18 protein-coding genes and 5 tRNA genes are annotated in these 17054 nt (G+C 55.1%); 5 read left to right on the top strand and 18 right to left on the bottom strand.

From position 1 onward, the window contains the following. Nucleotides 1–98: 98 nt before the first annotated feature. The 14 genes from rplL to rsmD all read right to left on the bottom strand — a co-directional run bounded on the left by rplL (nt 99) and on the right by rsmD (nt 6201). The gene (gene rplL, locus FAZ30_RS07205) at nt 99–467 is read right to left on the bottom strand and encodes a 50S ribosomal protein L7/L12 (RefSeq protein WP_059285903.1); all 369 of its coding nucleotides are present in this window, start codon (nt 465–467) and stop codon (nt 99–101) included. Nucleotides 468–503: 36 nt separating this feature from the next. Continuing rightward, nucleotides 504–998, bottom strand: a complete 495-nt coding sequence (gene rplJ, locus FAZ30_RS07200; protein ID WP_124645616.1) for a 50S ribosomal protein L10 — start codon at nt 996–998, stop codon at nt 504–506. A gap of 90 nt (nt 999–1088) precedes the next feature. Next, nucleotides 1089–1163 (bottom strand) — tRNA-Thr (locus tag FAZ30_RS07195). Between the two features lie 176 nt (nt 1164–1339). Beyond that, entirely contained in the window at nt 1340–2035 is a 696-nt protein-coding gene (gene rplA, locus FAZ30_RS07190) for a 50S ribosomal protein L1 (protein ID WP_124645615.1), read from the bottom strand. Then, the gene (gene rplK, locus FAZ30_RS07185; RefSeq protein ID WP_059287632.1) at nt 2036–2467 is read right to left on the bottom strand and encodes a 50S ribosomal protein L11; all 432 of its coding nucleotides are present in this window, start codon (nt 2465–2467) and stop codon (nt 2036–2038) included. Between the two features lie 98 nt (nt 2468–2565). Further along, nucleotides 2566–3099: a transcription termination/antitermination protein NusG gene (gene nusG / locus FAZ30_RS07180; protein WP_059287633.1), complete on the bottom strand. Its 534-nt coding sequence runs from the start codon at nt 3097–3099 to the stop codon at nt 2566–2568. Next, nucleotides 3099–3455 carry a preprotein translocase subunit SecE gene (secE, locus tag FAZ30_RS07175; RefSeq protein WP_124645614.1) on the bottom strand — a complete coding sequence of 119 codons (357 nt, stop codon included), beginning with the start codon at nt 3453–3455 and terminating at the stop codon, nt 3099–3101. The genes nusG and secE overlap by 1 nt, the downstream gene beginning before the upstream one ends. 67 nt (nt 3456–3522) lie before the next feature. Then, nucleotides 3523–3598, bottom strand: a tRNA-Trp gene (locus FAZ30_RS07170). 13 nt (nt 3599–3611) lie between these two features. Continuing rightward, complete coding sequence (gene tuf, locus FAZ30_RS07165) at nt 3612–4802, bottom strand: elongation factor Tu (protein ID WP_137009171.1); 1191 nt, start codon at nt 4800–4802, stop codon at nt 3612–3614. Between the two features lie 39 nt (nt 4803–4841). Beyond that, nucleotides 4842–4916 (bottom strand) — tRNA-Thr (locus tag FAZ30_RS07160). A gap of 21 nt (nt 4917–4937) precedes the next feature. Continuing rightward, nucleotides 4938–5011 (bottom strand) — tRNA-Gly (locus FAZ30_RS07155). Nucleotides 5012–5064: 53 nt separating this feature from the next. Further along, nucleotides 5065–5150, bottom strand: a tRNA-Tyr gene (locus tag FAZ30_RS07150). 139 nt (nt 5151–5289) lie between these two features. After that, nucleotides 5290–5541: a YfhL family 4Fe-4S dicluster ferredoxin gene (locus FAZ30_RS07145; RefSeq protein WP_124645112.1), complete on the bottom strand. Its 252-nt coding sequence runs from the start codon at nt 5539–5541 to the stop codon at nt 5290–5292. A gap of 99 nt (nt 5542–5640) precedes the next feature. Next, the gene (rsmD, locus tag FAZ30_RS07140) at nt 5641–6201 is read right to left on the bottom strand and encodes a 16S rRNA (guanine(966)-N(2))-methyltransferase RsmD (protein WP_124645113.1); all 561 of its coding nucleotides are present in this window, start codon (nt 6199–6201) and stop codon (nt 5641–5643) included. A gap of 704 nt (nt 6202–6905) precedes the next feature. Between rsmD and ftsY the strand changes: the two genes are divergently transcribed. The 4 genes from ftsY to rpoH all read left to right on the top strand — a co-directional run bounded on the left by ftsY (nt 6906) and on the right by rpoH (nt 10760). Further along, nucleotides 6906–8024 (top strand): signal recognition particle-docking protein FtsY, encoded by a 1119-nt coding sequence (ftsY, locus tag FAZ30_RS07135; RefSeq protein WP_124645114.1) that lies wholly within the window; start codon nt 6906–6908, stop codon nt 8022–8024. A gap of 112 nt (nt 8025–8136) precedes the next feature. Then, entirely contained in the window at nt 8137–8790 is a 654-nt protein-coding gene (gene ftsE / locus FAZ30_RS07130) for a cell division ATP-binding protein FtsE (protein ID WP_103524468.1), read from the top strand. Beyond that, nucleotides 8787–9695 carry a permease-like cell division protein FtsX gene (gene ftsX, locus FAZ30_RS07125; RefSeq protein ID WP_124645115.1) on the top strand — a complete coding sequence of 303 codons (909 nt, stop codon included), beginning with the start codon at nt 8787–8789 and terminating at the stop codon, nt 9693–9695. The genes ftsE and ftsX overlap by 4 nt, the downstream gene beginning before the upstream one ends. A 201-nt stretch (nt 9696–9896) precedes the next feature. Then, complete coding sequence (gene rpoH / locus FAZ30_RS07120) at nt 9897–10760, top strand: RNA polymerase sigma factor RpoH (RefSeq protein ID WP_103524438.1); 864 nt, start codon at nt 9897–9899, stop codon at nt 10758–10760. A 68-nt stretch (nt 10761–10828) separates the two neighbouring features. On the opposite strand, the gene FAZ30_RS07115 is transcribed toward rpoH, so the two are convergent. From FAZ30_RS07115 to FAZ30_RS07100, 4 genes are all read right to left on the bottom strand, one after another. Further along, entirely contained in the window at nt 10829–12616 is a 1788-nt protein-coding gene (locus tag FAZ30_RS07115; RefSeq protein WP_124645116.1) for a PglL family O-oligosaccharyltransferase, read from the bottom strand. A gap of 95 nt (nt 12617–12711) precedes the next feature. Next, entirely contained in the window at nt 12712–14541 is a 1830-nt protein-coding gene (locus FAZ30_RS07110; protein ID WP_124645117.1) for a PglL family O-oligosaccharyltransferase, read from the bottom strand. Nucleotides 14542–14597: 56 nt separating this feature from the next. Continuing rightward, on the bottom strand, nt 14598–15032 hold the full coding sequence (locus FAZ30_RS07105) for a pilin (RefSeq protein WP_124645118.1): 435 nt from the start codon (nt 15030–15032) through the stop codon (nt 14598–14600). Between the two features lie 21 nt (nt 15033–15053). Continuing rightward, nucleotides 15054–15482, bottom strand: coding sequence for a pilin (locus tag FAZ30_RS07100; RefSeq protein WP_124645119.1), 429 nt, complete (start codon nt 15480–15482; stop codon nt 15054–15056). A gap of 189 nt (nt 15483–15671) precedes the next feature. Here FAZ30_RS07100 and FAZ30_RS07095 point away from each other — a divergent pair, with 189 nt between their 5' ends. Continuing rightward, nucleotides 15672–17021, top strand: a complete 1350-nt coding sequence (locus FAZ30_RS07095; protein WP_124645120.1) for an adenosylmethionine--8-amino-7-oxononanoate transaminase — start codon at nt 15672–15674, stop codon at nt 17019–17021. The last annotated feature ends 33 nt before the right edge of the window (nt 17022–17054 follow it).

The following is a 17054-nucleotide window of genomic DNA, read 5'->3' as shown; positions in this document are numbered from 1 at the left end:
GTAATTGCTGGCTTTTACTATCTTTGTTTCGGCCAATTACAAGCGCAATAAGGCTGGCGGATTTCTCCGCCAGCCTCACCTTCTTTTTTCAAAGAAGATTATTTGATTTCAGCCTTGGCACCGGCTTCGGTCAGTTGCTTCAGAACTTCTTCAGCTTCAGCCTTGGAAACGGCTTCTTTCACGGTCTTCGGAGCGCCGTCAACCATGTCCTTGGCTTCTTTCAGGCCCAGACCGGTGATAGCACGAACAACCTTGATCACGTTTACCTTGTTGTCGCCAGCAGCGTTCAGAACAACGTCAAACTCGGTTTTTTCTTCAACAGCAGCGGCACCAGCAGCCGGGCCGGCAACGGCAACGGCAGCAGCGGAAACGCCGAACTTCTCTTCGAACGCCTTAACCAGGTCGTTCAGTTCCATTACGGTCAGACCAGCAACGGCTTCGAGGATGTCTTCTTTGGTGATTGCCATGTAAAAATCTCCTGAATTCTATAAGAATCAAATAAGTTAAGCGGCTTCGGCTTGCTTCTCTGCCAGTGCTGCCAGGGCGCGGGCGAAGCCTGCAACCGGAGCCTGCATAACGTAGAGAAGCTTGGACAGCAGTTCTTCGCGGCTCGGGATAGAAGCCAGCTCAGCAACCTGAGCAGCATTCAGCACGTCGCCATTGTAAGAACCTGCCTTGACGATGATCTTGTCGTCAGCCTTGGCAAATTGATGCAGCACCTTGGCAGCAGCAACCGGATCGGTAGAGATACCGTAAACGAGCGGGCCAACCATTTGTTCGGCCAGCGCTTCGAATTGGGTACCAGCTACCGCACGGCGTACCAGCGTGTTCTTCAGAACGCGCAGGTAAACTCCTTGCGCACGCGCCTGAGCGCGCAGCTTGGTCATGCTGCTTACCTCGATGCCCCGATATTCGGCGATGACGAGGGTCTGAGCAGCGGCCAGCTCGGCAGCTACAGCAGCGACGACTGCCTTTTTATCTTCGATATTGAGACTCAAGGTCTACCTCCTAGACTGAAATGAAGCAGAAAAATTTCTGCTCCGCTTTGCAGCGGCGACCTATCAGGAGACAACATAGAGAAGGGAAACTGGTGCTCATGGGCGGAATTGAACCGCCGACCTCTCCCTTACCAAGGGAGTGCTCTACCCCTGAGCTACATGAGCCCTGAACTCTTCAGAAGCCTACTACGGGTACACCATCTGCGTAGGATACTTACCGCTGGGCAGCGGTTTGCGATTAAGCCTTGCGGCACCTACGGTCTTTGACAATCCGGCAAGCAAGCTTGCCAGCCCAAAGCCAATGGCAAGGCGGCGAACCGCCCTGCCTAACTCGCATCAGCTTAGGCGCTGATCGAGCTGGTATCTACACGAGCGCCAATACCCATGGTGCTGGATACGGCGATCTTTTTCAGATACACGCCCTTGGAGGCTGCCGGCTTGGCTTTCACCAGGGCATCAACCAGAGCGGTGAAGTTTTCACGCAGCGCATCGGCTTCGAAAGAAGCGCGACCGATAGTAGCGTGAATGATACCTGCCTTGTCGGTACGGTATTGAACCTGACCGGCCTTAGCGTTTTTCACGGCTTCGGCAACGTTCGGGGTAACAGTACCAACCTTCGGGTTCGGCATCAGGCCACGCGGGCCGAGGATTTGACCCAGCTGACCAACAACGCGCATTGCATCCGGGGAAGCAATGACTACGTCGAAGTTCAGGTTGCCGGCTTTCACTTGCTCGGCCAGGTCGTCGAAACCGACAACTTCAGCACCGGCAGCCTTGGCGGCTTCGGCGTTGGCACCTTGAGCAAATACAGCAACGCGTACCGACTTACCAGTACCACGCGGCAGAACAACCGAACCACGAACTACTTGGTCGGATTTACGCGGATCAACACCCAGGTTGATGGCGATATCGATCGACTCATCAAACTTGGCGGTAGCTGCGGTCTTAACCAGAGCAATTGCTTCTTCAACAGCGTACAGCTTGTTGCGATCAACAGTTGCCTTCAGGGTTTGCAGGCGCTTGGAAAGCTTGGCCATTTACACACCCTCCACTTCAAGACCCATCGAACGGGCGGAGCCGGCGATGGTGCGTACAGCGGCGTCCAGATCAGCAGCGGTCAGATCCGGCTGCTTGGTCTTGGCGATTTCTTCCAGCTGAGCACGGCTTACCTTGCCTACCTTGTCGGTATGCGGCTTGGCGGAACCGGACTTGATACCAGCAGCCTTCTTCAGCAGAATGGTCGCCGGCGGCGTCTTCATGATGAAGGTGAAGGACTTGTCTGCATAAGCAGTGATCACAACCGGAATCGGCAGGCCCGGCTCGATGCCTTGGGTCTGGGCGTTGAACGCCTTGCAGAATTCCATGATGTTCAGACCACGCTGACCAAGGGCCGGACCGATCGGAGGGGACGGGTTGGCCTTACCAGCGGGCACTTGCAGCTTTACATAGCCGACAATTTTCTTTGCCACGTTTAAAACTCCTAAAATGGGTATAGCGCGAGCGTGCACTCGCTTCCCGGACGAAAGCGCAAGAGTATATACGCTTACAAACTAACTGCCAAGCAGAATTACAGCTTTTCTACCTGACTGAATTCAAGCTCAACCGGCGTGTCGCGACCAAAAATCTGCACAGACACACGCAACTTGTTGCGCTCGTAATTAACCTCATCCACCGAGCCATTGAAGTCATTGAAGGGACCATCGATAACACGGACCTTCTCACCCACTTCAAACAGCACCTTCGGCTTCGGCTTCTCCACACCCTCTTGCATCTGCTGCATGATGGCCTCGACTTCCTTCTTGGAAATCGGCGCCGGGCGGTTAGCCGTACCACCAACAAAACCAGTCACCTTGGGAGTGCTCTTCACCAAGTGCCAGGTATCGTCGGTCATGTCCATTTCGACCAGCACGTAACCGGGGAAGAACTTGCGCTCGGTAATGGAGCGGCGACCGTTCTTGACGTCCACCACCTCTTCGACCGGAACAAGGATCTGACCGAACAGGTCAGCAACCTCGGAACGCTCGATGCGCTCACGCAGCGCCTTCTGCACACTCTTCTCAAAACCAGAATAAGCATGCACAACATACCAGCGCTTTGCCATTATCTACCTCGACCAAGAATTACATCGTAAAACAACCAGGACAGACCCGAATCCACCATCCACATGAACAGGGCCAATACCAGAACGAAGACGAAAACCATGCCGGTCATTTGCATGGCTTCTTTGCGCGTCGGCCACACAACCTTGCGCGCCTCGACCAGCGAGTCATTGGCATAGGCAACAAAATCCTTGCCCGGATGCGACAACCAAACCGCACCCGCCGCCAGCGCAACGCCAGCAATGAATGCCAGCGCGCGCAACACGCCCTGGTCTTCAGGAATCATGTAGAAGCCAACAACACCGGCCACTACCAACAGACCGGCCAAAGCCAGCTTGAGTTTATCTTGCATTTCCATGTGCGGAATGTTCTCTGCGCGTATGCGACAAAAGACCAACCGGCGCAAAGCGCCGGCTGGTCTTAATTGGCAGGCCAGGAGGGTCTCGAACCCCCAACCCTCGGTTTTGGAGACCGATACTCTACCAATTGAGCTACTGGCCTATAAACCTATTAATCAAGCAAGAATTTTTGCTACCACGCCGGCGCCAACAGTACGGCCGCCTTCACGGATGGCGAAACGCAGACCTTCTTCCATAGCGATCGGAGCGATCAGTTCTACGGTGATTTCTACGTTGTCACCCGGCATTACCATTTCCACGCCTTCGGACAGAGTTACTGCACCAGTCACGTCGGTAGTACGGAAGTAGAACTGCGGACGGTAGTTAGCGAAGAACGGGGTGTGACGGCCGCCTTCGTCCTTGCTCAGTACGTATACCGAAGCAGCGAACTTGGTGTGCGGGGTGATCGTGCCCGGCTTGGCCAGAACCTGGCCACGCTCTACGTCTTCACGCTTGGTGCCACGCAGCAGTACGCCTACGTTGTCACCAGCCTGACCTTGGTCCAACAGCTTGCGGAACATTTCAACGCCGGTGCAGGTGGTCTTCGCAGTTGCCTTCAGGCCCACGATTTCCAATTCTTCACCAACCTTAACAATGCCACGCTCTACACGACCCGTTACTACAGTACCGCGACCGGAGATCGAGAACACGTCTTCGATCGGCAGCAGGAACGGCTTGTCAACTGCACGTTCCGGAGTCGGGATGTAGGAGTCCAGAGCATCGGCCAGACGAAAGATGGACGGTTCGCCCATTTCGGATTGGTCGCCTTCCAGTGCCAGACGAGCCGAACCGATTACCACCGGAGTGTCATCGCCCGGGAAGTCATAGGAAGACAGCAGATCGCGCACTTCCATTTCAACCAGTTCCAGCAGCTCAGCGTCGTCAACCAGGTCAGCCTTGTTCAGGTAAACGATGATGAACGGTACGCCAACCTGACGGGACAGCAGGATGTGTTCGCGAGTTTGCGGCATCGGGCCGTCAGCAGCGGAACATACCAGGATAGCACCGTCCATCTGGGCTGCACCGGTAATCATGTTCTTAACGTAGTCAGCGTGACCCGGGCAGTCTACGTGAGCGTAGTGACGTGCTTCGGTTTCGTATTCTACGTGCGCGGTATTAATGGTAATACCACGTGCCTTTTCTTCCGGCGCGCTGTCGATCTGGGAGTAGTCCTTGGCTTCGCCACCGAACTTCTTCGACAGAATGGTGGTGATCGCTGCGGTCAGGGTGGTCTTACCATGGTCAACGTGACCGATGGTGCCGACGTTTACGTGCGGTTTGGTCCGCTCGAACTTTTCCTTAGCCATGGCAAAATTTCCTGATTTGAATAACTACAAACAAATGGGTGGTGCCCATGGGCAGAATTGAACTGCCGACCTCTCCCTTACCAAGGGAGTGCTCTACCCCTGAGCTACATGGGCCCTTTAACAGGCATTAACGCTTGGAGCGGGTGAAGGGAATCGAACCCTCGTCGTAAGCTTGGAAGGCTTCTGCTCTACCATTGAGCTACACCCGCCTGCAACAACTATACGGCCTTCAAACTACACGCCGCCAAGACGTAAAAAATTCTGGTGGGGGGAGAAGGATTCGAACCTTCGAAGGCTGAGCCGCCGGATTTACAGTCCGGACCCGTTGACCGCTGGGGTAACCCCCCCTGAGAGACCCGAATAGTATAGATACCCACTTCCCTCGTCAACACCTGTGCTGCAATTTTTTTCATTATTTTTGCCAGAAAAAGAACAAAGCCCCGCAAACTGCGGGGCTCTGTCTTTTTCATCAAGCACTTAGCTTCAATCAGGCTTTGCCGGAAATGACCAGGTACTTAGCATGCAGCTCATCCTGGGTTTCCGGATGGGCCGGATCCAGCGGGATGCAATCCACCGGACAGACTTGCTGGCACTGCGGCTCGTCATAGTGGCCTACACACTGAGTGCACAGACTGGGGTCGATCTGATAGATCTCCTCACCCTGCGAGATGGCATTGTTCGGGCATTCCGGCTCACAGACGTCGCAGTTGATGCATTCGTCGGTAATCATGAGAGACATAGTAATTTCCTCAGGTATTCACAGTATTGATTCTGTCATCCGTGCAGCACGGTCGCAAGTTCGCCCCGTTATATCCTTATGCGGCGACCTGCCTACGTATTACAGCGATTCTTCAGTCGCAGGCCGGACCAGTGCGTAATGCACCATGCCGGCCTTGTCCTGCTTCAGGATCTGCCAGCCTGGCAAACTTTCCGGCCAGTGCCTGGCTTCGAAATACAATACGCCGTCAGTAGCCAGCAACGGCTGCAACAAGGGCAATGCCTGCTGCAGCAAGCTGGAGTCATACGGCGGATCGACGAAAATGATGTCAAATTGCTCTCGACAGCTTTTCAGGTACAGCAAGGCATCCATTGGGACGACGTCGATGGCATGCGCCGCGAGCAACTGGCGATTGGCCTTGAGCGATTCCGCTACCTTGCGCGACTTTTCCACCATGACCACACGTGCCGCTGCGCGCGAGGCCGCTTCGAAACCGAGGGCGCCGCTGCCGGCGAACAGGTCGAGACAGCGCTTGCCGTGCAATTCCTGACCCAGCCAGTTGAATACCGTCTCCCGCACCCGGTCCGGCGTTGGGCGCAAACCTTCGGCATCCGGAAAGGGCAGCAAGCGACGACGATACTGGCCGCCGATGATTCGGACTTTGTTTCGCTGTTGATTCATGACGCTTGGGCTAAAAACTCAAGGGCGAGAGTTTACCCGTTTCCCGTCCGGCATGCTGCATCTGACGCAGATTGGCGTTCAAAGGTGTCGCACCCGCCGTCACAGTGCGTATCCAGACAAGACCCTGGACCAACAAGCAGACAGCGCCGCGTAGCCATGCCACAGGCAAGCACAACATGCCCCATCAGCGCCATTACCAATCTGCCTGCGCCAGGCACATCCTCTATGCTCTATATAGACGTGTGGGTAGCAAAGCACACACACCCGGTTTCTGCATGCCGATTAGCCATCGCTTGATAAATAGCCCCAATGACAATGCTTGATTGATCAGCCTGATCAACAGCGCATGCCGCTTCGGCGGAACCATGCCATTACAAACCACCGTGGCACACGGTGCTTGCCACCTAGCCGGGTGACGTAGCCTGAGAACACCCAGCTTGCACACCATCTCGTCCAATCAACGTGACTGGCAAACTCACCCACTCACCTCATCCGCAGCCGCGACCTGCCTTCACCTTCAGACATGGGCGCAGCAGCATAGGCATGCTGGTTAGGCTAAATGCCCTCCTCCAATCGACAGTGCCAACGCCCTTCACCACGGCCAATCAGCCCGGCTTTGGCTTTCATCACCATCGTTTCTGCCCAGTGGCTGATTTAAGGATACAATTTAGCCATTTATCGCCTACCGTTGACTACGCAGACGCATGTTCAGTTTCTTCAAGAAAAAGCCAAAGCCGGTTGAAACCCCGGCTGCAGAACCCCTAGCCAGCCAGCCGGCAGACATCCCGGCGGCGGCTCCCGCCACCTTGCAAGCCACACCGCTTGCTACACCCGACATCCCTGAGGCGCCCGTACCCGCGCCGGAGAACCCGACTCCTCCCCCCGTCAGTGCCGCAGCAGAACCGCCGGCACGCAAGCAGAGCTGGACCGAACGCCTCAAGACTGGTCTGTCCAAAACCCGTGACAAACTGGGCAAATCGCTGGCTGGCCTGTTTGGCGGTGGCAAGATCGATGAGGAGTTGTACGAAGAGCTGGAAACCGTACTACTGACCGCCGACATGGGCATGGATGCCACGGTGCACCTGCTGCAGGATGTGCGCGAGCGCGTCAGCCTGAAGGGCCTGAAAGACGGCAGTGAGCTGAAAGGCGCACTCAAGGATTCGCTCAATGATCTGATCCACCCGCTGGAAAAGCCGCTGGATGTCAGCGGCAAGAAGCCTTTTGTCATCATGATGGCTGGGGTGAATGGTGCCGGGAAAACCACCTCGATTGGCAAGCTGGCCAAGTACTATCAGCAGCAAGGCAAGAGCGTGCTGCTGGCTGCTGGCGATACCTTCCGCGCAGCTGCGCGCGAACAGCTGATGGCCTGGGGCGAACGTAACAATGTCACCGTAATTGCCCAGCAAGGTGGCGACGCTGCTGCCGTGTGCTTTGATGCCATCCAGGCGGCTACCGCCCGTGGCATCGACATCGTACTGGCGGATACGGCGGGGCGCCTGCCGACCCAGCTGCATCTGATGGAAGAAATCAAAAAGGTAAAGCGCGTCATCCAGAAAGCGCTGCCGGATGCGCCACATGAAATCATCCTGGTGCTGGATGCCAACATCGGCCAGAACGCCATCAGCCAGGTCAAGGTATTCGATGACGCCCTGGGCCTGACCGGGCTGATTCTGACCAAGCTGGATGGCACCGCCAAGGGTGGTGTGATTGCCGCCATTGCCAAGCAGCGGCCGATTCCGCTACGGTTTGTCGGTGTGGGCGAAAGCATCGACGATCTGCGCCCGTTCAACAGCAAGGATTATGTCGACGCCCTGTTCGACTGATCGACACACTTTATAGAGACCCGCGCCGGTGATTGCTTGCCGGCGACACCTCACCCGGCAGGCCCTGGCGAATACGCTGGCCTGCAGCTCAGGATCAAGGGGAATGCAGCGCATGATTCAGTTCGACCAGGTCACCAAGCGTTATCCCGGTGGCAACGAAGCCCTGAAGAATCTTTCCTTTACCATCGACACTGGTGAAATGGCTTTTTTGGCCGGCCATTCCGGTGCCGGCAAATCTACCTTACTCAAGCTGGTGGCTGGCATCGAGCGCGCCAGCAGCGGCAGCGTGATTGTCAGCGGCCAGAATCTGTCCAAGCTGCGCAGCAGTCAGATTCCCTATGTGCGCCAGCATATCGGCATGGTATTCCAGGACCACAAGCTGCTGTTCGATCGCTCGGTCTTCGATAACGTTATGTTGCCGCTGGACATCATCGGCTTCGATCGACGTGATGCCGCACGCCGGGTGCGTGCCGCACTGGACAAGGTTGGCCTGCTGTCCAAAGAAAAATCCATGCCGATTCGCCTGTCTGGTGGCGAACAGCAACGTTTGTGCATTGCCCGCGCCGTGGTGCACCGCCCCAGCCTGCTGCTGGCAGATGAACCATCAGCCAACCTCGACCGCGCTTACGCGCTGGACATCATGGAGCTGTTCAAATCCTTCCATCAGGTTGGGGTGACCGTGGTGATTTCCGCCCATGACGAAACCCTGATGGAAGACTACGGACGTCGCATCATCCGGTTGAAAGAAGGGCAGTTCGCCGCATGAAACACTTTCTCTATCTGAACTGGCAAAGCGCCAGACAGGCGCTGGTGAAGATCCTGCGCCAACCGTTCGGCAGCCTGCTCACCTTGTTGATGCTATCCATCGCGCTGGCCCTGCCCTTGTCGCTTTATCTGACGGTAAGCAGCATCCAGGAATGGGCTGGCCGGCTCACCGCCACGCCACAGATCACCCTGTTCATGGAGCAATCAGCCGAGGAAGCCGACCTCGCCGCCGTCTCCAGCACCCTCACCAAACACCCACGCATTCAGAGTTACAGCTTCGTCGGCAAGAAGCAGGCGCTGTCCGATCTGGAAAAGCGCAACGGTCTGCCAGGACTGAGTGATGGTCTGACTGACAACCCGCTGCCAGACGCCTTTGTAGTCACCCCCAAGACGCTGGAACCCCACGAACTGGAAATGCTGCAAAAAGAACTATCCGGCCTGCCCATGGTGGAAACCGCCCAGTTCGATGCCCGCTGGGCCAAGCGCCTGTACGGCATGGTGGAGATGGGCAAACAGCTGACCTGGTTTCTCGGCGCGGCACTGGGCATTGCCCTGGTTCTGGTCACCCACAATGCGGTACGGATGCAGATTCTGGCCCGTCGCGATGAAATCGAAGTGGCCAAGCTGATTGGCGCGCCGGACAGCTTTATCCGTCGCCCCTTCATGTACCACGCCATGTGGCAGGGCCTGCTTGCCGGTCTGGCCGCATGGGGGCTGACCAGCTGGCTGGTAATGACGGCCAACCCCGCCATCCACGAATTTGCCCAGCTTTACAACGAAGCCGTGCAGTTACGCGGCCTCAGCGTTGTCGAGTTGCTTGTTGTGCTGGCCATTTCCGCCCTGCTGGCGATGCTGGGCGCCCGCCTGGCTTCCGACCATCACCTGCGGCAGATTCAACCTCGTTAACAATCATTCCCTTTCACTTCTGGCTGAATGTCGCTTATGGTGACATTCAGCCGATGTCGACCAGCAGAATATTCCCAGCGATTTTCCACTGAAAAAGCTATCAGCCCGATAGGAAAAATCATTGACGCTGGAACCTTTGCTTGCTAGCACTCTCAATATACGAGTGCTAACATAGCACTACCCAAGGAGGTAGTTACACTGATGACCACAACATTTGCCTTGCCCGTTCCGTCGTCCAGCGGCAGCCTGGAGCAATACATCCAGGCGGTGAACAGTGTTCCCATGCTGACCCCCGAACAGGAAACCGAGCTGGCCACCCGCTTCCAGCAAGACAATGATCTGGAAGCCGCTCGCCAGATGGTGCTGTCACATCTGCGCGTTGTCGTATCGATTTCGCGTGGTTATGCCGGCTACGGCCTGCAACAGGCCGACCTGATCCAGGAAGGCAATATCGGCCTGATGAAAGCGGTAAAACGCTTCGAGCCGGGCCGTGGCGTACGCCTGTTTTCCTTTGCCGTGCACTGGATCAAGGCTGAAATTCACGAATTCATCCTGCGCAACTGGCGCCTGGTGCGCATTGCCACCACCAAGCCGCAGCGCAAGCTGTTTTTCAATCTGCGCAGCATGAAGAGCAGTTTTTCTGCGCTGAGTGAAAACGAAGCCCGGCAAATCGCCGAAGACCTTGGCGTGAAGCCGGAAGAAGTGCGTGAAATGGAAACCCGCATGAGCGGGCAGGATATCGCGCTGATGGCCGACGATGGCGACGATGAAGGTTTTGCCCCCATCGACTGGCTGGCCGACGCCCATCACGAACCGACTCGTGCGCTGGAACGCAAAGCGTTCGACCATCTGCAAACCGAAGGCATCGAATACGCACTGGCATCGCTGGATGCCCGCAGCCGTCGCATTGTCGAAGCCCGCTGGCTGGCCGATGATGGCGGCGCCACCTTGCACGAGCTGGCTGCAGAGTTCGGGGTTTCTGCCGAGCGCATCCGCCAGATCGAGGCCAAGGCACTCGGCAAAATGAAAACTGCGCTGAGCGAAGGCGTCGTTATCGACAACTGATTGCCTGCTACTGCAATGAAAAAAGCCCGCGCCATTCAGCGCGGGCTTTTCAATTTTACAGCGACCGCTTATTCCCCTTCGCCACCGCGATACTTGGCTGGCAGGCGGTCAAACACCTGCTGTGCGATCTCGCGCAGCGGCTGCCACGCCGGGACTTCTTCATCAATACCGTCCAGATAATCCTTGGCATAAGTCGGGAATGAGGCCAGTGCCGTGCTCACCGTCGCCTTGGCTTCCGCCTCGCGTCCGGCCAGCGCCAGCATTTGTGCCTTTTTCATCATCACATCCGGGTAAGGGCGGAAAGCTGTCAGCCGCTCCTCCCACTGCAACTTGCGCGTCAGATTGTTCTTGTCGGCAACCAGATAGTCATCCAGCGTGCTCAGTGCATGGTAGGCAAACAGCGGGTGCTGCTCCATGATCTCGGCCAACCGCTGCTGTCGCTTGGCATCACGCGCCGGGTTATCCGTCTGGGTATAGAGCCCAACCAGCTCGTTATAGGTAGACCAGGTCACCACCGACATATAGCCGATGAACAGCATGCCCAGCATCCAGCACGCCCGCAGCATCCAGCCCGCGCGACCGGTACGCGCAGGAGACATCGAGGCAAACACCACCAGCATCGCCAGGAAATACAGATACCAGAGTGGGTACTCCAGCATGGAGTGAATCAGGGTGACCGCCATGCAGCCCAAGGCCAGCATCCCCTCAGCCTCGGCCTGCTCGCTGAAGAAAGGCCAGATCACCCAGGCAAAGCCACCCACCACCAGCAAGGTGATCGGCAGTCCCATTTCCACCAGCAATTGCAGAATCAGATTATGGCAATTGGTAAACAAACCGCTATTGAAACCGGCAGAAGCAAATTGCGGCAAAGGCTGCAAGCGCACACTTTCCGCTGCATATTGCGACCAGCCCACCCCCCACAGCGGGTGCGACTTGAAACTCAACCAGGCCTTGCCCATTTCCGCCAGCCGGCGCGAGCCCATATCATCGCCGTTGGCTGCCAGCCGCTCCACCCCCGAAGCGTTGCTCACCGTGGCATGTGTCAGCAAAGAGAGCAGATGATTCACCAGCGGCAAGGCAAACTGCGCCGCAAACACCACCACACAAGACAGCAGCATCGCCCACATCAAGCGGCGCGATACCGCAGACTGCATCCGCCAGTGCCACAAGCCACCCAGCAAGGTCAAGGCCAGCAGATACAGCAAGGTAGTACGCGATGCGGCATAGGCCAGCATCAGCCCCAGCCACAGCACCAGCAGCACCAACCAGCCACGCGCCAGGCGATCCACCGCAAACAGATACACTCCACTGACCACCGACCACATCAGGTAATGCGCATACTGGTTGCGCTGCCCGATATGGCCAAAGATATTGGTCGTCGGGTGGGCGCTGTCATAAAACAAGCCCAGGCTATTGGCCAAGCCCGTCAGTTGCGCCAGACCGATCAGCGACTGCACCAGCCCGCCGACAATGATGGCGCGCGCCAGCCACACCGCAAACTCGCGACTGCCAAAGGTCTGCTGCAGGCTATAAGACAAACCAGCCAGCAAAGCCACCACCAGCCAGGCCAGCGCGGTGGCATAAGTCATACCGGGAAACAGCGCATGGACCAGCTGCGGCTGCAGCGCCCACACGATGGCCAGCCACAGACACCACCAGCTGGCACGCGGCACCCGCTCGAACAGCATGCCGCTGGGCAACAGATAAACCGCTGCGGCCAGCATCAGCCACACCACATTCATCTCGCCAAACCACTGCGGCAATGGCACGAAATGGATACGGGAGGCAAAAGGCATGATGGCGATCAGGCAAAACGCCAGCAAGGCCAGACGGCGGGAAAAAGTTGGAAAAGACATGATGGAGTCTGGGGCTAAAAGCAAAGCATGGAGGATACCGCATGTAGCGCGGTGAAGACACCGCCAGCCAGAAGACTGGCAGTGTCGTTAACTACCTAGAACAAGGGCTTGCGGGTGGCCGGGGAGGCAACTGTCATGACTGCCGCGATACGGCCAGGATCGGTCTGAACACCATGATCGACATATGCCTTGGCCGCCTTGGAGGTAATCAGCTGCAATGGCTTCAGTTCATCTTTCTTCATCACGGCCAAACGGTAATCAAAATTGGGCGCATAATCTGGATAGTTGGCGATTGCCAGCTTTATCGTATGCTCGGCTTTGGCCATCTGCTTATCCAGTGCATACAAGACTGCCAATTTCAGTAGCACTTCAGGGTAGGGTCGGTATGCTGCCAATCGGGAAAAGTGCTGCAGCTTCAGATCCAGCTGCTCACGCGAGGGAATCAAATAATTGGCCAATACCATATCTGCATCATTAGTCCACAACGGATTTTTGCCAACATCAAACAAGGCTCCCATCCGCCGCACATTCTCTTGTGCATTTGGTGCTGGCAAGTCATAGGCGACCATTGTTTTAAAGGCTGCAATACCAGTCCCAAGATAAAGCAATGTCATTATCGCGACAACCAAACCCGCCACCCTGACAAATGATGGCCGCATCGAAATTGTTACTCTTGGCGCTGGCGCTAGCAAAAGAACAATCAAAAACATACTCAAAAATGGCAGATACCATAGCGGGTATTCAAACATGCTGTGCGCCAGGATCACGCCACCAATACCCAGCAACAGCAAGTTTTCCGCCGACTGCTGTCCTTTTCTAAAAAAACTGCCCAGTGCGTAGCCAAGTGTGGCAAATACAATCAGTACACCAACAATGCCGGTTTCAGCCAACAGCTGGAAAAACAGGTTATGGCAATGAACAAACAGCCAGCTCTCAGGATATTTCGGTAGACCACCAGTCAGCTCCATCTCCACCGACTGAGCGGGGAAACCTCCCCAACCAACGCCAAACCAGGGATGTTGCAGAAAAATTTCCCATGCTTTAGTCCACTCAATACGGCGACGAATACCAAAACCAGCAGAAAAGAAACGGTCTGCACCACTAACAACATGGATGGGAATACCGAGCCAGGCCAACAGTGCTGCAATCTGCTTACTAAATAATTGCGTCAATACTATCAAGACAACTGCGATCATCACAGCCCGGATCATTCGGCGGACTGTTTCAGCCTTATTCTGCCTTGACCAATACCATCCCAGCCCGGCAAAAATCAGCACATAAGCCCACACCAGACGTGCACCTGCACATGCTGACAGCCAAGCCAGAAGAAAAACGCTCCCGATGAAGAAAGACATACGCAATCGTCTTTTAGCATAAAGATAGCAGGCAGCCAGGATTCCCCAGCTTAAAAATTGGGCATACTGATTACGCTGCCCAATATTACCCATGATATTTGAATTTACCTCAGACTGATCAAATACCACATAGCCTTGAAATAAAGGAGCAAGACTCAACACCTGCAACAAGCCCAACACCACTTGCAGCATGGAAAAAATAAAAATGACTGTCGCCAGAATCAGCAAAAAATCTTCGCTGTTATTTTTATTGAAATGAATGGAGAACTGCAAACTCCAAAGAACAAGAAAGCCCAGTATTGCAATCAAGATTGTGAAATTCGCCAAATTATGACCAGTCATAGCCAGATAAATGGCAAAACACAAAAATGGTAGCAATACTGCAGAGATATTTAGTGAGGAATTATTCCGTGCTGGTAGGATAAATAGCATGGAAGTCGCCAAGAAAAACAAGCACGATGCATCCGACACCCAATCAGGCAGAGGCGCATAGCGCAGCCAGCTCAAAAAAGGCATGGTTACTGCCGCAGCAATTAATAAGCTGCCCATGGTTATCTTTTTAATCATCATAAAAAAAGGTGCTCTTTGCAGAGCACCTTCCCTAATTAATTACTCAATGATCAAAATCAGTTACCGTTGCGGCAGTTGGAAGGTACCCAGTTTGTTGGAAGGGTAGCTGCAGCACATTTCCACGAAATTGCACCACTTCCCGAACTAGGGCTCAAGGTCAAAGTATTAGCGGACCCGGTAGAGTCAACTAATGTGTTATAAGTCACGGTAATAACACCAGAGGTACCAACCACCACACTGGAAACAGCATTACCTGAAATAGATGTTGACAAACCTGCCGAAGCATTTGACGTCGGAAACTGGTTATTAGATGCGTAATATTCAGATACGGCAGTCTTGGCTGCAGATGCCAGCGACAAACCTTCCGTTACACGCGCACGCTTGGTGTAATCCTGGTAGGCCGGGATAGCGATGGCAGCCAGAATACCGATGATGGCAACAACGATCATCAGTTCGATCAAGGTAAAACCTTGCTGAATTTTGCTATTCATAACGTATTCCTCTTTATAAAGTTAACGACAACTCGATGGAAGGTACTGTGAAAATGTTGCACTGGCTTGACATGTCCACATGATTGAACCACTAGAAAGTTGTGGCATCATGGTTACGGTCAATCCAGACAATACCGTACTAGCATTAAAATTTACTACTATATTGCTGACTGACGATGCTGCCACTATATTGATTGAATCAATATATTTCGTTGCATAAGTGCTTGCCGACAAAATACCTGCTGACGCATTACTGGATGGCCAGCTATTATTACTGGTATAGCTATCCCAAACTGCAGACTTGATCGCATCGGCAGCCAGCAACCCTTCGGCTACCTTTGCTCGTATCGTGTAAGCCTGATACGCCGGTATGGCAATCGCGGCCAATATGCCGATGATGGCAACAACAATCATCAGTTCAATCAAAGTAAAACCATTATTGCCCCGCATGACCCTCTCCGTGGTATGCACTATCCATACCATGCAGAAAGCGTGCCAAGCGGCCCCATCCAGTAAATTCAGTCCGTCAGTACATCCCATAGCCCGCATTACGCGGCAGGATGTGACGTTTTTTGTCAGTTCGGGTGGTGCTTGCGGGCTGTGTTAGCATCCAGCCCATTCCCCATTCAGGAGTTTGCCGTGAGCAATCAGGACTGGCTGCAACGCAGCCGCCAGCATGTGTGGCATCCATGTACCCAGATGAAGCGCCATGAAACCTTGCCCATCATTCCCATCGCGCGCGCCGAGGGCGTGTGGCTGGAGGATTTCGAAGGCCGACGCTATCTGGATGCGGTCAGTTCCTGGTGGGTCAATCTGTTCGGCCATGGTAACCCCAGGATCAAGCAGGCAATCAAGGATCAACTGGATCAGGTAGAGCATGTCATTCTGGCCGGCTTTACCCACCAGCCAGTGATTGAGCTGTCCGAGCGGCTGTGCGCGCTGAGCGGCCAGGATCATGCGTTTTATGCCTCGGATGGTGCTAGTGCCACCGAAATCGCGCTGAAAATGAGCTTTCATTACTGGAAGAATGTCGGTCGTCCGGAGAAATGCCGCTTTATCAGTCTGGACAACAGCTATCACGGCGAAACTGCCGGTGCGCTGGCAGTGACCGATGTGCCACTGTTTTCCGCGACCTATGCGCCGCTGCTGAAACCCGGGGTACGTGTCCCCACCCCGGATGCGCGCCAGGCTGGCCCGGGGCAAAGTGCAGCCGATGTGGCAAGGCAGGCATTGCGCTCGTTGGAGAATGTGCTGGCCAAGAAAGCTGGTGAAATGGCGGCCATCATCGTCGAACCACTGGTGCAGGGCGCTGCCGGCATGGCCATGTACGATCCGGTTTACCTCACGGAGCTGCGCCGGCTGTGCGATCAGTATCAGATACACCTGATTGCCGACGAAATCGCGGTCGGCTTTGGCCGCACCGGCACTCTGTTTGCCTGTGAGCAGGCTGGGATCACGCCAGACTTTCTCTGTCTATCCAAGGGGATTACCGGCGGCTTCCTGCCCCTGTCCTGCGTGCTGACCAGCGATACGGTCTATCAGGCCTTCTATCACGATGAGGTGACGCGCGGCTTTCTGCATTCACACAGCTACACTGGCAATGCGCTGGCCTGCAGTGCGGCACTGGCAGTGCTGGATATCTTTGCCGATGAAGACATCATCGCCCGTAACCGCGAGCTGGCCGCAACCTTTAGCGCCATTCTGGCACCGCTGGCCGAGCGTGCCGACGTACGGCATTTCCGCCATACCGGCATGATCTGGGCCTTTGATGTCGACAGCCCCCGCTCGGACTTTGCACAAGCCTTTTTCTCAGCCATGCTTAAGCATGGTTGCCTGGTAAGGCCAATTGGCAAAACCGTGTACTTCATGCCGCCTTACATCTTGCAAGCAGAGGAGATGACTCAACTGTTTCAGGCCACAACACAGGTACTGGATGAGTTAAGTCAACAAAACGATGTTTTGACCGGGCCTGTGACTGCCTTGCCCTGAGTGCTACCTTGCTTTGGCCGGCTTAATTCAAAT

Source organism: Aquitalea aquatilis (assembly GCF_005155025.1).
Classification (GTDB): domain Bacteria; phylum Pseudomonadota; class Gammaproteobacteria; order Burkholderiales; family Chromobacteriaceae; genus Aquitalea; species Aquitalea aquatilis.
The sequence above is the reverse complement of the archived record's forward strand: the minus strand, read 5'-3'. Positions and strand labels throughout refer to the sequence as shown.